This is a genomic window from Brevibacterium sp., assembly GCF_052105255.1.
Lineage (GTDB): Bacteria > Actinomycetota > Actinomycetes > Actinomycetales > Brevibacteriaceae > Brevibacterium > Brevibacterium linens_B.
Genome location: NZ_JBQDYQ010000031.1, coordinates 1 through 15,582, shown reverse-complemented (window position 1 = coordinate 15,582; position 15,582 = coordinate 1). Strand labels below are relative to the sequence as shown.

Annotated in this window: 17 protein-coding genes; all 17 read left to right on the top strand. The window is 65.9% G+C overall.

Annotation, left to right across the window (positions count from 1 at the left end; genetic code table 11):
* Positions 1 to 67: 67 nt before the first annotated feature.
* The 17 genes from ACTIIH_RS09995 (at position 68) to ACTIIH_RS09915 (ending at position 15,515) form a co-directional block, all read left to right on the top strand.
* Entirely contained in the window at positions 68 to 469 is a 402-nt protein-coding gene (locus tag ACTIIH_RS09995; RefSeq protein ID WP_025777325.1) for a hypothetical protein, read from the top strand.
* 159 nt (positions 470 to 628) lie between these two features.
* Positions 629 to 1,771, top strand: a complete 1,143-nt coding sequence (gene ftsY / locus ACTIIH_RS09990; protein WP_101553663.1) for a signal recognition particle-docking protein FtsY — start codon at positions 629 to 631, stop codon at positions 1,769 to 1,771.
* A gap of 218 nt (positions 1,772 to 1,989) precedes the next feature.
* Positions 1,990 to 3,210 (top strand): ammonium transporter, encoded by a 1,221-nt coding sequence (locus ACTIIH_RS09985; protein WP_025777323.1) that lies wholly within the window; start codon positions 1,990 to 1,992, stop codon positions 3,208 to 3,210.
* Between the two features lie 308 nt (positions 3,211 to 3,518).
* Positions 3,519 to 5,132, top strand: coding sequence for a signal recognition particle protein (gene ffh, locus ACTIIH_RS09980; protein WP_101553791.1), 1,614 nt, complete (start codon positions 3,519 to 3,521; stop codon positions 5,130 to 5,132).
* A gap of 157 nt (positions 5,133 to 5,289) precedes the next feature.
* Positions 5,290 to 5,733: a 30S ribosomal protein S16 gene (gene rpsP, locus ACTIIH_RS09975; protein ID WP_025777321.1), complete on the top strand. Its 444-nt coding sequence runs from the start codon at positions 5,290 to 5,292 to the stop codon at positions 5,731 to 5,733.
* Between the two features lies 1 nt (position 5,734).
* The gene (locus ACTIIH_RS09970) at positions 5,735 to 5,965 is read left to right on the top strand and encodes an RNA-binding protein (protein WP_025777320.1); all 231 of its coding nucleotides are present in this window, start codon (positions 5,735 to 5,737) and stop codon (positions 5,963 to 5,965) included.
* A gap of 178 nt (positions 5,966 to 6,143) precedes the next feature.
* Positions 6,144 to 6,644 carry a ribosome maturation factor RimM gene (gene rimM / locus ACTIIH_RS09965; protein ID WP_101553664.1) on the top strand — a complete coding sequence of 167 codons (501 nt, stop codon included), beginning with the start codon at positions 6,144 to 6,146 and terminating at the stop codon, positions 6,642 to 6,644.
* A 101-nt stretch (positions 6,645 to 6,745) separates the two neighbouring features.
* Positions 6,746 to 7,561 carry a tRNA (guanosine(37)-N1)-methyltransferase TrmD gene (trmD, locus tag ACTIIH_RS09960; protein WP_101553792.1) on the top strand — a complete coding sequence of 272 codons (816 nt, stop codon included), beginning with the start codon at positions 6,746 to 6,748 and terminating at the stop codon, positions 7,559 to 7,561.
* Positions 7,562 to 7,734: 173 nt separating this feature from the next.
* Positions 7,735 to 8,076 carry a 50S ribosomal protein L19 gene (gene rplS, locus ACTIIH_RS09955; protein WP_025777317.1) on the top strand — a complete coding sequence of 114 codons (342 nt, stop codon included), beginning with the start codon at positions 7,735 to 7,737 and terminating at the stop codon, positions 8,074 to 8,076.
* A 31-nt stretch (positions 8,077 to 8,107) separates the two neighbouring features.
* The gene (gene lepB / locus ACTIIH_RS09950; protein WP_441451628.1) at positions 8,108 to 8,731 is read left to right on the top strand and encodes a signal peptidase I; all 624 of its coding nucleotides are present in this window, start codon (positions 8,108 to 8,110) and stop codon (positions 8,729 to 8,731) included.
* Positions 8,732 to 9,044: 313 nt separating this feature from the next.
* Complete coding sequence (gene lepB / locus ACTIIH_RS09945; protein ID WP_101553666.1) at positions 9,045 to 9,752, top strand: signal peptidase I; 708 nt, start codon at positions 9,045 to 9,047, stop codon at positions 9,750 to 9,752.
* On the top strand, positions 9,752 to 10,588 hold the full coding sequence (locus tag ACTIIH_RS09940) for a ribonuclease HII (protein ID WP_127364594.1): 837 nt from the start codon (positions 9,752 to 9,754) through the stop codon (positions 10,586 to 10,588). Before lepB (ACTIIH_RS09945) ends, ACTIIH_RS09940 begins: the two co-directional genes overlap by 1 nt.
* The gene (locus tag ACTIIH_RS09935) at positions 10,585 to 10,902 is read left to right on the top strand and encodes a DUF2469 domain-containing protein (RefSeq protein ID WP_025777313.1); all 318 of its coding nucleotides are present in this window, start codon (positions 10,585 to 10,587) and stop codon (positions 10,900 to 10,902) included. Before ACTIIH_RS09940 ends, ACTIIH_RS09935 begins: the two co-directional genes overlap by 4 nt.
* A 223-nt stretch (positions 10,903 to 11,125) precedes the next feature.
* Positions 11,126 to 11,491, top strand: coding sequence for a YraN family protein (locus ACTIIH_RS09930; RefSeq protein ID WP_441451627.1), 366 nt, complete (start codon positions 11,126 to 11,128; stop codon positions 11,489 to 11,491).
* Positions 11,488 to 13,152: a YifB family Mg chelatase-like AAA ATPase gene (locus ACTIIH_RS09925; RefSeq protein WP_101553669.1), complete on the top strand. Its 1,665-nt coding sequence runs from the start codon at positions 11,488 to 11,490 to the stop codon at positions 13,150 to 13,152. Before ACTIIH_RS09930 ends, ACTIIH_RS09925 begins: the two co-directional genes overlap by 4 nt.
* Positions 13,149 to 14,399 (top strand): DNA-processing protein DprA, encoded by a 1,251-nt coding sequence (gene dprA / locus ACTIIH_RS09920; protein ID WP_101553670.1) that lies wholly within the window; start codon positions 13,149 to 13,151, stop codon positions 14,397 to 14,399. The genes ACTIIH_RS09925 and dprA overlap by 4 nt, the downstream gene beginning before the upstream one ends.
* A 27-nt stretch (positions 14,400 to 14,426) precedes the next feature.
* Positions 14,427 to 15,515, top strand: coding sequence for a tyrosine recombinase XerC (locus ACTIIH_RS09915; RefSeq protein WP_101553671.1), 1,089 nt, complete (start codon positions 14,427 to 14,429; stop codon positions 15,513 to 15,515).
* Positions 15,516 to 15,582 lie beyond the last annotated feature (67 nt).

Sequence of the window (15,582 nt, the reverse complement as noted above, 5' to 3'; positions counted from 1 at the left end):
AATCGAAGAACGTGAGGAGCGAGACGTCCATGGCCGAGGCTGCTGTGCTGCGAGGTGGCTCGAGGGCATGAATTCGGTACTCGTCGTCATCGTCGGACTGGCGATCTCCTTCGCTCTGGCACTCGTCGTCGTCCTCCTCGTGGCTCTGCCCGGCCTGCGCGCCGAAGGACGCCTGCGATACTCCTCCGACGTGCAGCGCTTCCGCCTGCCGCCCGAGTGGACCGGCTACGACGACGAAGTCCACGAATTCTTCGGCCACGATGACGGCACCTCGCACCTGGCGACCAGGGAACAGGCGGCGGTGACCGCGATCCGCGATCACTCCTATGTGCTCCGGCCACAGCCCAGGCGCCATGCGGCCCCCTCGCTCATCACGGTGCGCCCGCGCACCCGCCACTGGAAGATCCCCGAGTCGGGAACCGGGTGGAAGACCACCGCCGGGCTGCTCTTCGGCAGCCGGGGGTCCTGACCTTCGCACCCACGGTCTCGAGCGGTCGAGACCCACGACAACGACGACCGCGCCGACTGATTCCGGCGCGCTCAACGACACACAGACACCACCGGAAGAATCCGGGAACTCGAGTGCCGACGGCTCGGACGGCGGCGCTCAAAGGAGGACGGAAGAACCATGGATCAGCCGATCATCTTGCTCATCGTCGCGGCGATCGTGTTCGCTCTCGTCGTCGCGCTGGGCATCTCGCTGCGCGTCAACGCCCGGAAGAAAGGGCCGGATGAGCGGCGCGGCATCGATGCGGAGGTCACCGGTGAACTGAGCATCGATGACGTCGCCGAGGCGGTCGAGAAGGACAGAGCCGAAACGCGCGGATCCGAGGTTCCCACCGAACCGGCCAGCCGCCTCGTCCGACTGCGGCAGCGCCTGGCGAAGTCGAACTCCGGGCTCGGCCGCGGGCTGCTCAACCTCCTCTCACGCGACAACCTCGATGAGTCCGCCTGGGAGGAGATCGAGGACACGCTCATCCTCGCCGATGTCGGCGTCGAACCGACGACCGAACTCGTCGACCGCCTGCGCGAGCGCGTCAAGGTGCTCGGCACTCGGGACCCCGAAGAGGTCCGCGGACTGCTGCGCGAAGAGCTCATCACGCTCGTCGACCCGACGATGGACCGGTCGCTGGCCGATGCCGGCACGGGCGACGACCCCTCCGTCATCCTCGTGGTCGGGGTCAACGGCGCGGGGAAGACGACGACGGTGGGCAAGATCGCCCGTGTGCTCGTCGCCGAGGACAAGTCCGTGCTGCTCGGAGCCGCGGACACCTTCCGTGCCGCCGCAGCCGAACAGCTGGCCACATGGGGCGAACGCGTCGGCGTCGAAACCGTCCGCAAGGACGAAGGGGCCGACCCCGCCTCGGTGGCATACTCAGCCGTCGAGAAGGGGCAGGCCGACGGCACCGACGTCGTCCTCATCGACACCGCCGGGCGGCTGCAGAACAAACGCGGACTCATGGATGAGCTCGGCAAGGTCAAGCGGGTGGCCACCCGCCCGCTGGGGGAGGGCCACGAGATCGACGAAGTGCTGCTCGTCCTCGACGCGACCACCGGACAGAACGGCATGCAGCAGGCGAAGGTCTTCGCCGAGGCGGTCGACATCACCGGAATCGTGCTCACCAAGCTCGACGGCACCGCGAAGGGCGGAATCGTCGTCGCCGTCCAGCGTGAGCTCGGCGTGCCGGTCAAGCTCATCGGACTCGGCGAAGGCGCCGACGACCTCGCACCATTCACTGCCGAAGGATTCGTCGACGCACTGCTCGACTGAGGGCTGATTGAACGCTCAGCAGTCCCGACGGCATTGTCGCGCAACTGTTCCCGCACATTCTTCGAGCCTGGTCTCACCCGCATATTCGCAGGGTGAGACCAGGCTTGTCACATTCCGGAAACATTGACGACTCACCACTGTGACATGCGTCATGCAGACTGTGTCTGCCCGGTTCGTTTCGGAACCGGCCGAGACACGAAAGAGACGAAAGAGACGACATGGAACTCGATGCAGTGAATGTATGGATGATGGTCGCCGCGGGGTTGGTGCTGCTCATGACCCCCGGGGTGGCGTTCTTCTACGGAGGAATGACGCGGATCACCTCGGCGATCAATATGATGATGATGGTCTTCTCCGCGATGGCCGTCGGTGGACTCGTCTGGGTCCTCTTCGGCTACGGACTGAGCTCCGGTGACTCGATCGCCGGAATCGTCGGCAACCCGCTGTCCGAACTCGGACTCACCGGCTCGGTCGCGAACGACCCGGCCTCGCTGATCTCCATCGGCTACGGTTCGACGTTCGCGATGATCGCGATCGCCCTCATCGCCGGCGCGGTCGCCGACCGGGCGAAGTTCTCCACCTGGCTGGTCTTCTCCGCCGCGTGGGTGACCCTCGTGTACTGCCCCCTGGCGTTCATGGTCTGGGGAGACGGACTGCTCAGCGAATCCGGCGCGATCGGCAGTCTGTTCGGGCCGGCCATCGACTTCGCCGGAGGCACGGTCGTCCACATCAATGCCGGCATCTCCGCCCTGGTGCTCGTCGTCGTCATGGGTCGTCGCGCCCGCTTCTCGACCCCGCACAAGCCGCACAACATCCCGATCACCGTGCTCGGGGCTGCGCTGCTGTGGTTCGGCTGGTTCGGGTTCAACGGCGGTGCCGCCACCACCATCGAACAGGGCGGACTCATCTGGATCAACACGCTGGCAGCACCTGCCGCTGGCATGATCACCTGGATCATGATCGAACGCCTGCGCGCCTCGCGACCGAGCAGCATCGGCAGCGTCTCGGGAGCTATCGCCGGCCTCGTCGCGATCACCCCGGCGTGTGCGAACGTCGATCCCTATGCGGCCATCCTCATCGGAATCGCGGCAGGCGCCGGTGCGATCTTCGCCGTCGAAGCGAAGAACCGTCTGCGCTATGACGATGCGCTCGATGTCGTGGCCGTCCACCTCGTCGCCGGAATCATCGGCACCGTGATGATCGGGTTCTTCGCCTTCCCGAACGAAGACGGACCGGCCGGCCTCTTCTACGGAGGCGGACTCGAACTCCTCGTTGCACAGGTGCTCGCCTGTCTCGTGGCCATCGTCTTCGCGGGTCTCGTCACGCTGGCCATCTCGCTGGTGCTGCGTTCGACGATGGGGCTGCGGATCGACCCGCGGGAGGAACTCGAGGGAATCGACACCTTCGAACACGCCGAGCAGGCCTACTCGTTCCGGTGACCCCAACAGACGCCCGTCCAGGCGGCCGGTGGGTCTCGCCGGCCGCGTGAACGGGGGAGAGTGCGACGTCGTGCTCATTGATCGCCTCGGCAGGGTGGAAGCAGACCACCTCGCCGAGGCGATCGGCCGTTCCGCTTGCAGGTGAAGCATTTGTGCCGCCTCGGCGTTCGGCAATTGACGAATACTGGAAGGCCAGCGCCACCTCGGCGAGGGTTCACGGGGCATTGTCAGCACTCTTGGTTTCAGCCCGGCACGGGTGACTTGCTAGTCTAGAGAGTCGACCAAACCATCGTGAAGAAGGCTTGTACGTGTTTAACTCTCTGTCCGACAGGCTCACCGCGACTTTCAAGAATCTGCGCGGGAAGGGCCGGCTGTCCGAAGCCGACGTCGATGCCACCATCCGTGAGATCAGACGTGCCCTGCTCGACGCCGACGTCGCACTGCCTGTCGTGCGTGCCTTCACCGGCCGGATCCGCGAACGCGCCCTGTCCGAGGAGGTCTCGGCAGCGCTCAACCCCGGCCAGCAGGTCGTCAAGATCGTCAACGACGAACTCGTCGGCATCCTCGGCGGGCAGACCCGTCGCCTCAACTTCGCCAAGCGTCCGCCGACGGTCATCATGCTCGCCGGCCTCCAGGGTGCCGGTAAGACCACCCTGGCCGGCAAACTCGCCCACTGGCTGAAGTCCGAGGGCCACCGTCCCATGCTCGTCGCCGCCGACCTGCAGCGGCCCAACGCCGTCAACCAGCTCCAGATCGTCGGCGAACGTGCCGGTGCCGTGGTCTATGCCCCGGAGCCGGGCAACGGCGTGGGCGATCCGATCCAGGTCGCCACCGACTCGATCGAGGTCGCGAAGTCCAAACTCCACGACGTCGTCATCGTCGATACGGCCGGCCGCCTCGGCATCGACGAGGAGCTCATGGCCCAGGCCGCGGACATCCGCAGCGCGGTCAACCCCGACGAGGTCCTCTTCGTCATCGACGCGATGATCGGTCAGGACGCGGTGAAGACCGCCGAGGCGTTCCTCGACGGCGTCGACTTCACCGGCGTCGTGCTCTCGAAGCTCGACGGTGACTCACGCGGTGGTGCCGCGCTGTCCGTCGCCGAGGTGACCGGAAAGCCGATCATGTTCGCCTCGACCGGCGAATCGATGAAGGACTTCGAGCAGTTCCATCCGGACCGAATGGCCGACCGGATCCTCGACATGGGCGACATCATGACGCTCATCGAGCAGGCCGAGAAGAACTTCGACGAAAAAGAGACCGAGAAGCTCAAGAAGAAGGTCGAGTCCGGCGAGGACTTCGACCTCAACGACTTCCTCACGCAGATGGCGGGCCTGAAGAAGATGGGCTCGATGAAGAAGATGCTGGGCATGATGCCCGGTATGAGCCAGTACAAGGATCAGCTGGCGAACTTCGACGAGCGTGAGGTCGACCGGGTCGAAGCGATTGTGAGATCGATGACACCGCAGGAGCGCACCAACCCGAAGATCCTCAACGGCTCCCGTCGTGCCCGCATCGCCAAGGGCGCCGGCACCACGGTCACCGCGGTCAACCAGCTCATGGAGCGCTTCACGCAGGCGCAGAAGATGATGCGGTCGATGACCCGTGGCGGCGGCGGAATGCCCGGAATGCCCGGTGGCGGCGGTATGCCGCAGATGCCCGGAATGGGCGGAATGCCTGGTGCCGCGGGTGGAAAGAAGAAGAAACCCGCGGGGAAGAAGAAGGGCCGCAAGGGCGGTCAGTCGGGCAACCCGGCCAAGCGTGCGCAGGAGGCGCAGGCGCTGGCCGATAAGAAGGCGGGCAAGACCCAGGATCCGGTCGGTTCGGCCTTCGGCGGTGTCGACCTCGGCGCCGATGAGGAATTCGACCCGGCGAACCTGCCCAAGGGCTTCGGGGGAATCTTCCCAGGTGGTAAGAAGTAGAGGCTTCTGGCACAATTGACTCTTGTACTTTTGCTCTCGGTCCGGGCCCTCTCATCCGCGCCGAAGTGATAGTCCGAGCCGCGGCTTCCAGCAGATCAACCCCACGATTCTTCTGGTACAGCTGTGCACACAGAACACAAAAGGAGACACCACTAAAGTGGCAGTCAAAATTCGTCTGACCCGCATGGGCAAGATCCGTGCACCCTTCTACCGCGTCGTCGTCGCTGATTCGAAGACTCGTCGTGACGGTAAGGCCATCGAGCAGATCGGCATCTACCACCCGACCCGTGAGCCTTCGGTCATCGAGATCGATTCCGAGCGCGCACAGTACTGGCTGTCGGTCGGCGCACAGCCGAGCGACCAGGTCAAGGCTCTGCTCAAGCTCACCGGTGACTGGCAGAAGTTCAAGGGCGAAGGTGAAGCGGTCAACACCGTGAAGCCGCAGCCGGAGAAGGAAGCCTACGTGGCCCCCAACGCCGAATCGGTGATCAAGGAAGCCATCACGCAGAAGGGCGGCAAGTCCGCTGACGCTGCCGAGGCTCCGGCCGAGGAAGCAGCCGAAGCCGCACCTGAGGCCGCTGAAGAAAGCGCTGAAGCCTGAGATGTTGCCTGATTCGCTCGAGCATCTGGTCCGCGGAATCGTCGATCATCCCGACGACGTCTCCGTTCGTTCGCGTTCGTCGCAGCGCGGCACGACCCTCGAGGTCCGGGTTCACCCCGACGACCTCGGCCGGGTCATCGGCCGTGCAGGCAGGACCGCCAAGGCCCTGCGCACCGTGATGAACTCGCTGGCCGGCCGTGAGTCGGTGCGAGTGGACCTCATCGAGGCGTAATTCCGACATCCGAGAGGGGATGCAGTGCAGATGCGCTGCATCCCCTCTCGTGCATTCATCCGCCGGTCGCCGACTACACTGGTGCCAGAGCATGGCGGTCCGTCGGCTGACCGCAAGAGAAGTCATCCGGACGCATGATCGGCCGGACAGGCAGTGACAGCACACTTCGAGGAGCAGTATGGACACGGTGATCGCCCGGCTGGGCAAGCCGCACGGAATCAAAGGCGAATTCACCGTCGAGGTGCGCACCGACCGACCCGAGGAACGGCTCAACCCCGGTGAGACCTTCGCCACCGATCCCGATATCGGAGTGCTGACGCTGAAGTCGGCGAGGTGGCACCGCGACCGCCTACTCCTGGCCTTCGACGAGGTCCCCGATCGCAATCGTGCCGAGGAGATCCGCAATACCCTCATCCTCGCCGAGGCGGACGACGACGAGGACGAAGCCGATGCCTGGTACCTCGACGACCTCATCGGACTCCAGGTCTATGAGAACGACGCCCTCGTCGGCGAGATCGTCGACGTCACCAACGGCACCGCCCAGGACCTGCTCCATATGAAGCACGCGGACGGACACGTTGTGCTCATTCCCTTCGTCACCGAGATCGTGCCCGACGTCGACATCGACTCCGGCCGCGTCAGCGTCACCCCGCCCGCCGGCCTCTTCGACGCCGAATGAGCGAACCGTCCCCGATGACCGACAGCGACACCCCCGCCGAAGCGACTGGATCCGACCCTGTGACCCAGGGTGGGGCCTCCGCCGAGGCGGTCGGACCGCAGATGTCGATCGACGTCGTCTCGATCTTCCCCGAGTATCTTGCCGGTCTGCAGCTCTCGCTCATCGGCAAGGCCGTCGACCGCGGTCAGCTGAGCCTGGACGTCCACGACCTGCGGGACTTCACCTTCGACCGGCACAACACCGTCGATGACTCGCCCTACGGTGGGGGAGCGGGCATGGTCATGAAGGCCGAACCCTGGGCCCTGGCTCTCGAGCACATCCTGGCAGGTCGCAGCAGTGCGGAGGGCGAAGGCCCGGAAAGTGCTCAGAGTGCGGGTCCTGCAGCCGGAGGTAAGCCGACGCTCATCGTGCCCAGCCCTGCCGGGCAGGTGTTCGATCAGCGCATCGCCGAGGACCTCGCCGCCCGCGACCACCTCGTCTTCGCCTGCGGACGCTACGAAGGCATCGACCAGCGCGTCATCGATTGGGCGGGCGAGCACTTCGATCTGCTGCCCATGAGCATCGGCGACTACGTGCTCAACGGCGGCGAAGTCGCCTCGATGGTGATGATCGAAGCCGTCAGCCGCCTCATCCCCGGCGTCATCGGCAACCCCAAGTCGCTGACCGAGGAGAGCCACGAAGACGGACTGCTCGAATACCCGATCTACACGAAGCCGGCGAACTGGCGCGGACGTGACGTGCCCGAGATCCTGCTCAGCGGCAACCATGCCGCGATCGCCCGGTGGCGACGTGACCGACGTCTCGAACGCACCGCAGAAGTCAGACCGGATCTGCTCGAGAGACTCGATGACCTGAGCAAGGACGACCTCGCGGCGCTTCAGCGGTTTGAGTCTGAGCGCTCAACCGTGACAGAATAGAGCGTCGCGTTTGTTGGCACTCACCTGCTTCAGGGGGATGAGTGCCCAAGGTGGCTCGCCGCAGAGATTCGGCGGGTCGACGGGGAGAGATCCCGACAGACGATCCAGCTACCGGTTCACCGGTCCGATATGCGTGTCCTCGACCTGAAGCAGAGGCCACAGGAGAAACCACAATGCAGAAGCTCGATGTTGTAGATGCAGCCTCGCTGAAGTCTGACGTTCCCGAATTCCGCCCGGGCGACACCCTCAACGTTCACGTCAAGGTGATCGAAGGTTCGCGCTCGCGTATCCAGGTCTTCAAGGGAATCGTCATCCGTCGCCAGGGCGACGGCGTTCGCGAGACCTTCACCGTTCGTAAGATCAGCTTCGGCGTCGGTGTGGAGCGTACCTTCCCGGTGCACTCGCCCAACGTCGACAAGATCGAGGTCCTCACCCGCGGTGCAGTGCGCCGTGCGAAGCTGTACTACCTGCGCGAACTGCGCGGCAAGGCTGCTCGCATCCGCGAAAAGGCCTGATTTGCCCGGCACTGTGGGCGATGATCACACGGTGCCGATCAGACATGAAGACGCGACCTTCGGGTCGCGTCTTCTGTCTTCGGCACGGTTCTGGAAGACGATTGCGGCGATTGTCGTCGTCATCATCGTCCTCGGCGGATCGATCCGCGGGTTCGTCATCCAGCGCTTCACCATTCCGAGTGCTTCGATGGAGCCGACGCTCAAGGTCGTCGACTCGATCACGGTGTGGCGTCCGGACGCGCTGCGCGGAGACCTCCAACGCGGAGACATCGTCGTCTTCGACGGTCGCGGATCGTTCGTCGACGATGCGCTGCCCACCCCTCTGCAGAAGATCGGCTCCTGGGTCGGCCTCGGCCCCCGGGACGTCTACTACGTCAAGCGCGTCATCGCCGTCGGCGGTGACAGCCTCGAATGCTGCGACGCGAAGGGGCGTCTGCTGCTCACCGGCAAACCACTGCGCGAAGACTATGCCCCCACTCCCGCCTCGGCGGTGGAATTCTCCGTCGAAGTCCCCGACGGCACCATGTGGGTGATGGGCGACAATCGCAATGAATCCGCCGATTCCCGGTCGCTGCTGGGACGGCCCGGTGGGGGATTCATCCCCACCGATCGGGTCATCGGCCCCGTGATCGGGCACGGCTCCTCGATCGACTGAGCGCCGCCTCGGTGAGGGTGGGTCCAAAGTGCAAATGCAGTGATTTCGATCGGTGCGTATGATTTTCGAACCCGCGGGAGCTGACACGCGGTGCTCATGCTCCCGTCCCGACCTCTCACACGCGAGGTCGGGGGCCCGGCTCGGTGAGGGGAATTCGGCGTCATCTGAGCCTTGCGCGGACGGCTGAGCGTTCGCACTCAACTGCACTGCGGCTGGGAGTGAGGCTCCGGTCGTGCTGATACGCTCGGTTCAGTCCACAGCCGCAGTGCTGGTCCGAACCGCCGCAGTCCTGGTCCGATGTGAAAGCGAACGAATGACAAGCGAATCCGAAGCGTCCCCGCCACCCGCCTCGAAACGGTTCGCGCGCGGGCTGCTGGAGACCCTGGCGATCATCGTCATCGCCCTGCTCATCTCGACGGCGCTGAAGACGTGGGTCGTCCGCGCGTTCTACATCCCGTCGGAATCGATGATGACCACCCTCCAGGTCGATGACCGGGTCCTCGTCAACCAGCTGGCGCACCGCTTCGGACCCGCCGACCGCGGCGACATCATCGTCTTCGACGACCCCGACCATTGGCTCTCGGCGGCCGAGACCGCCGAGTACACTCCCAACCCGGTCCTCGAATTCATCGGCTTGGCCCCCTCGGACGCGGGCAATCAGCTGATCAAACGCGTCATCGGCGTCGGCGGTGACACGATCAAGTGCTGCGACGCCGAAGGACGCCTGCTGGTCAACGGCGAACCGATCGACGAAACCTACCTCGATGCGGGCACCGCCCCCTCGGAGGTCGAATTCGAAGTCACCGTGCCCGAGGGCCACTACTGGGTGATGGGCGACAACCGCAGCAACTCCGCCGATTCCCGCTACCACATGGACACCGACCCCTATGTGGCCGAAGACGACGTGGTCGGCACCGTGTTCCTCATCAACTGGCCGTTCAAACACTTCAGCTGGGTCTCGACCCCCGACGAGGTCTTCGCGGACGTGCCGGACACCGCCGAGGGAATCACCGGGAACTGATGGCCGCACGTGGACTGACCGACCTCAGCGTCGAACGCGGACTGCTCAGCGAGGGATTCGATTTCGTCATCGGCGTCGACGAGGTGGGCCGCGGCGCTCTGGCCGGGCCCGTCGGTGTCGGTGTCGCCCTGTTCGATCTGCGCGCCCTCACCGCCGCCGAGGTACCCGCCGGCATCCATGACTCGAAGCAGCTGAGCGCGCAGTCGAGGCAGGAGGCCACCGAGCGAGTGCGATCGTGGGCGACCGCCGCGGCGGTGGGGTCGACGACTCCTGCCGAACTCGACGAGGTGGGGATGACGATGGCCCTCAACCTCGCCGGACGCCGCGCCATGATCTCGATGCTCAGCGATTGGGCGGACCCGCGTTCCGAGGGTCATTGTTCGATCGGTTCCGAACAGAACGGTTCGGGCGGTTCCGAACAGAACGGTTCGGGCGGCGTCGATGTCGATGGCAGAGCCGCCTCGGTGGGCGAATTCCCCGACCGGACGATGGTGCTCCTCGACGGCCGCCACGATTGGCTCTCGGCCCCACTCACCCTCGATTGCCTGGGGATATTCGGAGACTGCGCCGACCTCGAACTGCCGCCGGTGCGCACCGTGATCAAGGGCGACGGCTCGGTACCGGCGATCGCGGCGGCAAGCATTGTGGCGAAAGTGGCACGCGACGAGACGATGATCGCCCTCGCCGAGGCTCATCCGCACTATGGTTGGGAATCGAACGTGGGATACGGGACGGTGAAGCACCGACAGGGCATCGCCGAACTCGGCCCCAGCATCCACCACCGGAGAAGCTTCCGCCTGAGCGCGGACTCAAGAGCGAAGGAGGGCCTGTCATGAGTGCCGATGATCTTGACGACTACGAAGCGCAACTCGAGCTCGCGCTGTACAAGGAATACCGGGACGTCGTCGGTCTCTTCGCCTATGTCGTCGAGACCGAGCGTCGGTTCTACCTCGCCAACCATGTCGACCTCAAGGCCCACAACGACGCCGGCGACGTGTACTTCGAACTCACCCTGCGCGACGCCTGGGTGTGGGACAGCTACCGGTCGGCCCGGTTCATCAAGACCGTGCACGTGCTGACGTTCAAGGACGTCAACATCGAGGAGATCGCGAAGTCCGATCTCGAACCGCCGACGGCGATCCGCGGCTGAGGCGGCCTCCTCGCATCATCGTCGGCAGCTGGGCTCGACCACTCGCGCGCCGATCGCTGTGGACGCGGCTCTGACTTGACCGTCGTGGGCCTGTGGATGGTCGGGCACCGTCCACAGGCTCTTCTTCTGCACTTCCGCAGAGCCATGGCGTCGTGGTCATCTGACGGACATGGGACGGATACGAACACCCGGTCGGACACGAGCGTCGAAGAGCACCCGGACCGTGAAGGGCCGGCGTAAGCAGGCGCTCGGCAGCAGGGGAGAGGACCTCGCGGTCGCGTTCTTGGAGGACGCCGGTCTGGTCGTTCTCGAACGCAACTTCCGGTGCGCACGAGGAGAGCTCGACATCATCGCCCGCGACGGTGACACTGCGGTCTTCGTCGAGGTCAAGACACGGCGCACCGCACTGCTGGGATCACCGCTGGAAGCCGTGACCCGAACCAAGCTCGCCCGCATCCGCACACTGGCAGGGATCTGGCTGAGCGGGCAGGACGAATATTTTCCGGCCACGCGCATCGATGCGCTCGGAATCATCATGGAACCGCGCGTCCAGTACTTCCACTGCCCGAACATCCAGGTCGACTCATGAGTGAGGAGACCCCGGGACAGGAGGAACCGTCGGTCGAGCAGGCCGAGCCGGACGAACCGCGCGAGCCGGCAGAACCGCGCGATCCGGACGAGCGGGCCGTAGCCGACGATGTCGGACCCGCCGCCTCGGCGCACATCATCGGACGGGCCTCCGCCGTGGCACTGTGGGGGCTGACCGGGAAGATCGTGTCGATCGAAGCCGGCGTCAGCGCCGGACTGCCCGGAATCGACATCGTCGGACTGCCGGATGCCTCGGTGAGCGAATCGCGCAAACGACTTCGGGCAGCCCTGGCCTACCTCGGAGAACCCGTCGCCACAGAACACCTGACAATCAATCTCACCCCTGGAACAGTGCCGAAGATCGGCACCGGATTCGACCTCGGCATCGCCGTCGCCGTGCTCAGAGCACTGTCCCTGATCACCACCGAGGACACCGGCAGCGTCATCCACTGCGGTGAGATCGGACTCGACGGCAGAATCCGTCCCGTCACCGGGGTGCTCCCGTCCCTGCACACAGCGCTGCAGGCCGGTTTCGACCGGTTCGTCGTCCCCATCGGCAATGCCGACGAGGCACGGCTCATCGGACGCGCCAGAGTCCTCCCGGTCGCCTCTCTGGCCGAGGTGGTCAATGCCTATGGCGGATCGATGGCCGTACCTGCACTGCCGGCGGTCCTCGACATGGACCGACCCGTCCCCGTGGCCCCGGAACTCCACGATCTCTGCGAAGTCCAAGGACAGGCCGAAGGGCGATTCGGCCTCGAGGTCGCCGCCGCGGGCGGCCACAACCTGCTCATGCGCGGCACACCCGGAGCGGGCAAGACCCTGCTCGCCCAGTGCCTGCCCGGAATCCTGCCGCCGCTGAGCGACGATGAAGCCGTCGAGGTCGCCGCCGTCCGCTCGCTGCGCGGGGAACTCGACGGCAGCGACGGACTCGACCACCGGCCCCCGTTCGAAGCACCCCACCACCGCAGCACCGCCTCGGCGCTCATCGGCGGACGCCGACCCGGAACGGTCGGAGTGCTCAGCCGCGCCCACCGCGGGGTGCTGTTCATGGACGAAGCTCCCGAATTCTCCCGCGACGTCCTCGAAGCCCTGCGGCAGCCGATGGAATCCCGTCGCGTCCACATCCACCGGGCGTGGGGATCGATGGTGCTTCCGGCGTCATTCCAGCTCATCATGGCCGCGAACCCCTGCCCCTGCGGGGTCGGGATGGCCGGGGTCGGTGCGGACTGTCGATGCACACCGTTGGACAAACGCCGCTATCGCAATCGGCTGTCGGGGCCGCTGCTCGACCGAGTCGACCTGCAGCTCGAACTCTTTCCCGTCTCCCCGGCTGACCTCCGCCTCGGCGGGGATCAGGAGACGAGCGCCACAGTGGCGGCCCGCGTGCTGGACGCGCGGAACCGGCAGGCCGAACGCTTCGCCGACTGCGACTGGAGGCTCAACGCCGAAGCGCCCGGAGCCTGGCTTCGTGACCACTTCGCACTCACACCGGCAGACCTGTCCGACCTCGATCGGGCGCTCGACACAGGCCGGATCACCATGCGCGGCTACGACAGGGTGCTGCGCGTCGCCACCACTCTGGCCGATCTGGCCGGGAAACCCGGGCCCGATCCCGACACGATGAGAACGGCGCTCGCCCTGAGGACACAGGAGTCATGACCGTGAACACTGATGAGGACGTCCGCGCAGCCATCGCCTCACTGCTGCGCATCGGCGAGCCCGGCGACGGTCTGCTCAAACGGCTCGTCGACGGGATCGGCCCGGTCGCCGCCCGAGGGATCATCATGGCCGTCGGCCGCGGTGAGACCACGGCTCACGAAGCCGTCCACGGTCTGACAGTCACCGGCACCGAGGCAGCCGAACACGGGCAGATGGCCGAGGCCATCGACCGGTGGGCGGTGCGAGCCGGGGATGCCGAGACGAGAGGGAATGATCTGGACAGCATCGCGAGAATCGGCGGCCGACTGGTCATTCCCGATGATGACGAGTGGCCCCGAATGCTCGACGACCTCGGTCCCGCAGCACCCTTGGGTCTGTGGGTGCGGGGAGCTGCCTCCCTGAGCACCGTCCTGACTCGAGCCGTTGCCGTGGTCGGTGCCAGAGCAGCCAGCAGCTACGGAACCAAATGTGCCTCTGACCTTGCGTGGGATCTTGCCGCTCGCGGAATCACCGTCGTGTCCGGCGGTGCGTTCGGCATCGACGCAGCCGCCCACCGTGCCGCCATCGCCAGGGAAGCGCCGACGGTGGCATTCATGGCCGGGGGAGTCGACCGCTTCTATCCGGCGGCGAACGCCGACCTGTTCGAACAGATCCTCGCCACCGGCGCCATCGTGTCCGAGACCGCACCGGGAATGACGCCGATGCGCCACCGATTCCTGCTGCGCAACCGACTCATCGCCGGCTCGTCGCAGGTCAGCGTCATCGTCGAAGCCGGTTGGCGCAGCGGAGCACTCAACACCGCGCGGCATGCCCTCGAACTCTCCCGGCAGGTCGCGGCCTTCCCCGGATCTGTGTATTCGGCGTCGTCGACCGGGGCCCACAAGCTCGTGCGCGAGCACGAAGCAGAACTCGTCACCTGCAGCGACGATGTCATTGCACTCATGGACGACGAGACTCCCGCGCTCTTCGACGAGACTCCGTCGCTCTTCGACGCGACCGGGGCGGGTGCCGCCGCAGAGAACGGAGATCGTCCGCCGGCTCCCGACCCCCGTGAAGCGCTTGATGAGCGGGAGAGGATCTGCCTGAATGTGCTGACCGTATCGAAACCGCTCGATGTCGGGACCATCGCCTCGCGGGCAGGACTGACGATCGCAGATGCGCTCAATTCGCTGACCACTCTCGACCTGGCCGGACTGGCCGAACGCCGCGACACCGGGTGGGTGAAACTGCGCACGTCCCGCGGCTGAGCCCGACCATCCACGTATCCTGGGAACGTGAGCACATCATCGACCGTCGCCGAGGTGGTGACAGGCTATGCCGACCACCTGCGGTCTCGTGACGTCTCCGAGCACACCGCACGTGCCTACGTCGCCGACGTCTCCGACTTCCTCGACCACGCCGTGCACTCGACGAAGCTCCGGCGCGGGACCGAGGGAGGACGCGCGTCGACGACGTCCGGCGCACGCATCGATCTCGCCTCCGTCGAACTCGATGACCTGCGTTCCTGGCTCATCACCCTCGACGATGCCGGTGCCGCGAAATCGACAGTGGCTCGCAAGATCGCCGCCGTTCGCTCCTTCTTCGCCTACGGCGTGAGCAACCTGGGACTGTCGAACAACCCGGCCGCACGTCTGCGGACTCCGAAGAAGGACTCCCGGCTGCCCACGGTGCTCAAACCGCAGCAGGCCGCCGACCTCATCTCCGCTGCCGACGGCCAGCGAACCGGCGACACCGGCGCGGGACGAAGGCCAGCGGACGCCGCACAGGGCGGCACGGACACGAGCGATTCGGCGGCTGGCGGCGCCACGACGGGCGACACCGCACAGGGCGACGCGGACACGAGCGACCCGTACGACGCGGCCAAACGCATCCGCGATGCCGCGATCCTCGAAATGCTCTACGCCACCGCGATCCGCGTCTCCGAACTGACCGGACTCGACCGCAGCGACATCGACGACCGCGCATCGATGATCACCGTGCTCGGCAAAGGCAACAAAGAACGTCGCGTCCCGTTCGGCGCCCCGGCACGCAGAGCCCTCGACGACTGGCTCGCCACCCGTGAACTGTTCGCCGGTCCCCACAGCGGCGACGCACTGTTCCTCGGCGTCCGTGGGGGACGCATCGGTGCGCGACAGGTGCGCGAACTCGTTCACCGCTACGGCTCCGACGACCCCAGTGCTCCCGACATCGGACCGCACGGTCTGCGGCATTCGGCGGCCACGCACATGCTCGACCGCGGGGCCGACCTGCGACAGATCCAAGAGCTGCTCGGCCACTCCACGATGAGCAGCACGCAGATCTACACCCAGGTATCCATGCAACGTCTGCAGGACACCTACCGGCGAGCACACCCGCGGGCCTGAGACCCACCGCACTCGGCCGGCAGAGTCATAGCGGAAGCGTCGGTCCGACTGCGGCGTGCTACTTCCG

Excerpts from the sequence above, each read along its gene's own strand:
- ACTIIH_RS09995 (WP_025777325.1), top strand. The coding sequence starts at position 68 with ATGAATTCGGTACTCGTCGTCATCGTCGGACTGGCGATCTCCTTCGCT.
- ftsY (WP_101553663.1), top strand. The coding sequence starts at position 629 with ATGGATCAGCCGATCATCTTGCTCATCGTCGCGGCGATCGTGTTCGCT.
- ACTIIH_RS09985 (WP_025777323.1), top strand. The coding sequence starts at position 1,990 with ATGGAACTCGATGCAGTGAATGTATGGATGATGGTCGCCGCGGGGTTG.
- ACTIIH_RS09970 (WP_025777320.1), top strand. The coding sequence starts at position 5,735 with ATGTTGCCTGATTCGCTCGAGCATCTGGTCCGCGGAATCGTCGATCAT.
- rimM (WP_101553664.1), top strand. The coding sequence starts at position 6,144 with ATGGACACGGTGATCGCCCGGCTGGGCAAGCCGCACGGAATCAAAGGC.
- trmD (WP_101553792.1), top strand. The coding sequence starts at position 6,746 with ATGTCGATCGACGTCGTCTCGATCTTCCCCGAGTATCTTGCCGGTCTG.
- rplS (WP_025777317.1), top strand. The coding sequence starts at position 7,735 with ATGCAGAAGCTCGATGTTGTAGATGCAGCCTCGCTGAAGTCTGACGTT.
- lepB (WP_101553666.1), top strand. The coding sequence starts at position 9,045 with ATGACAAGCGAATCCGAAGCGTCCCCGCCACCCGCCTCGAAACGGTTC.
- ACTIIH_RS09940 (WP_127364594.1), top strand. The coding sequence starts at position 9,752 with ATGGCCGCACGTGGACTGACCGACCTCAGCGTCGAACGCGGACTGCTC.
- ACTIIH_RS09935 (WP_025777313.1), top strand. The coding sequence starts at position 10,585 with ATGAGTGCCGATGATCTTGACGACTACGAAGCGCAACTCGAGCTCGCG.
- ACTIIH_RS09925 (WP_101553669.1), top strand. The coding sequence starts at position 11,488 with ATGAGTGAGGAGACCCCGGGACAGGAGGAACCGTCGGTCGAGCAGGCC.
- dprA (WP_101553670.1), top strand. The coding sequence starts at position 13,149 with ATGACCGTGAACACTGATGAGGACGTCCGCGCAGCCATCGCCTCACTG.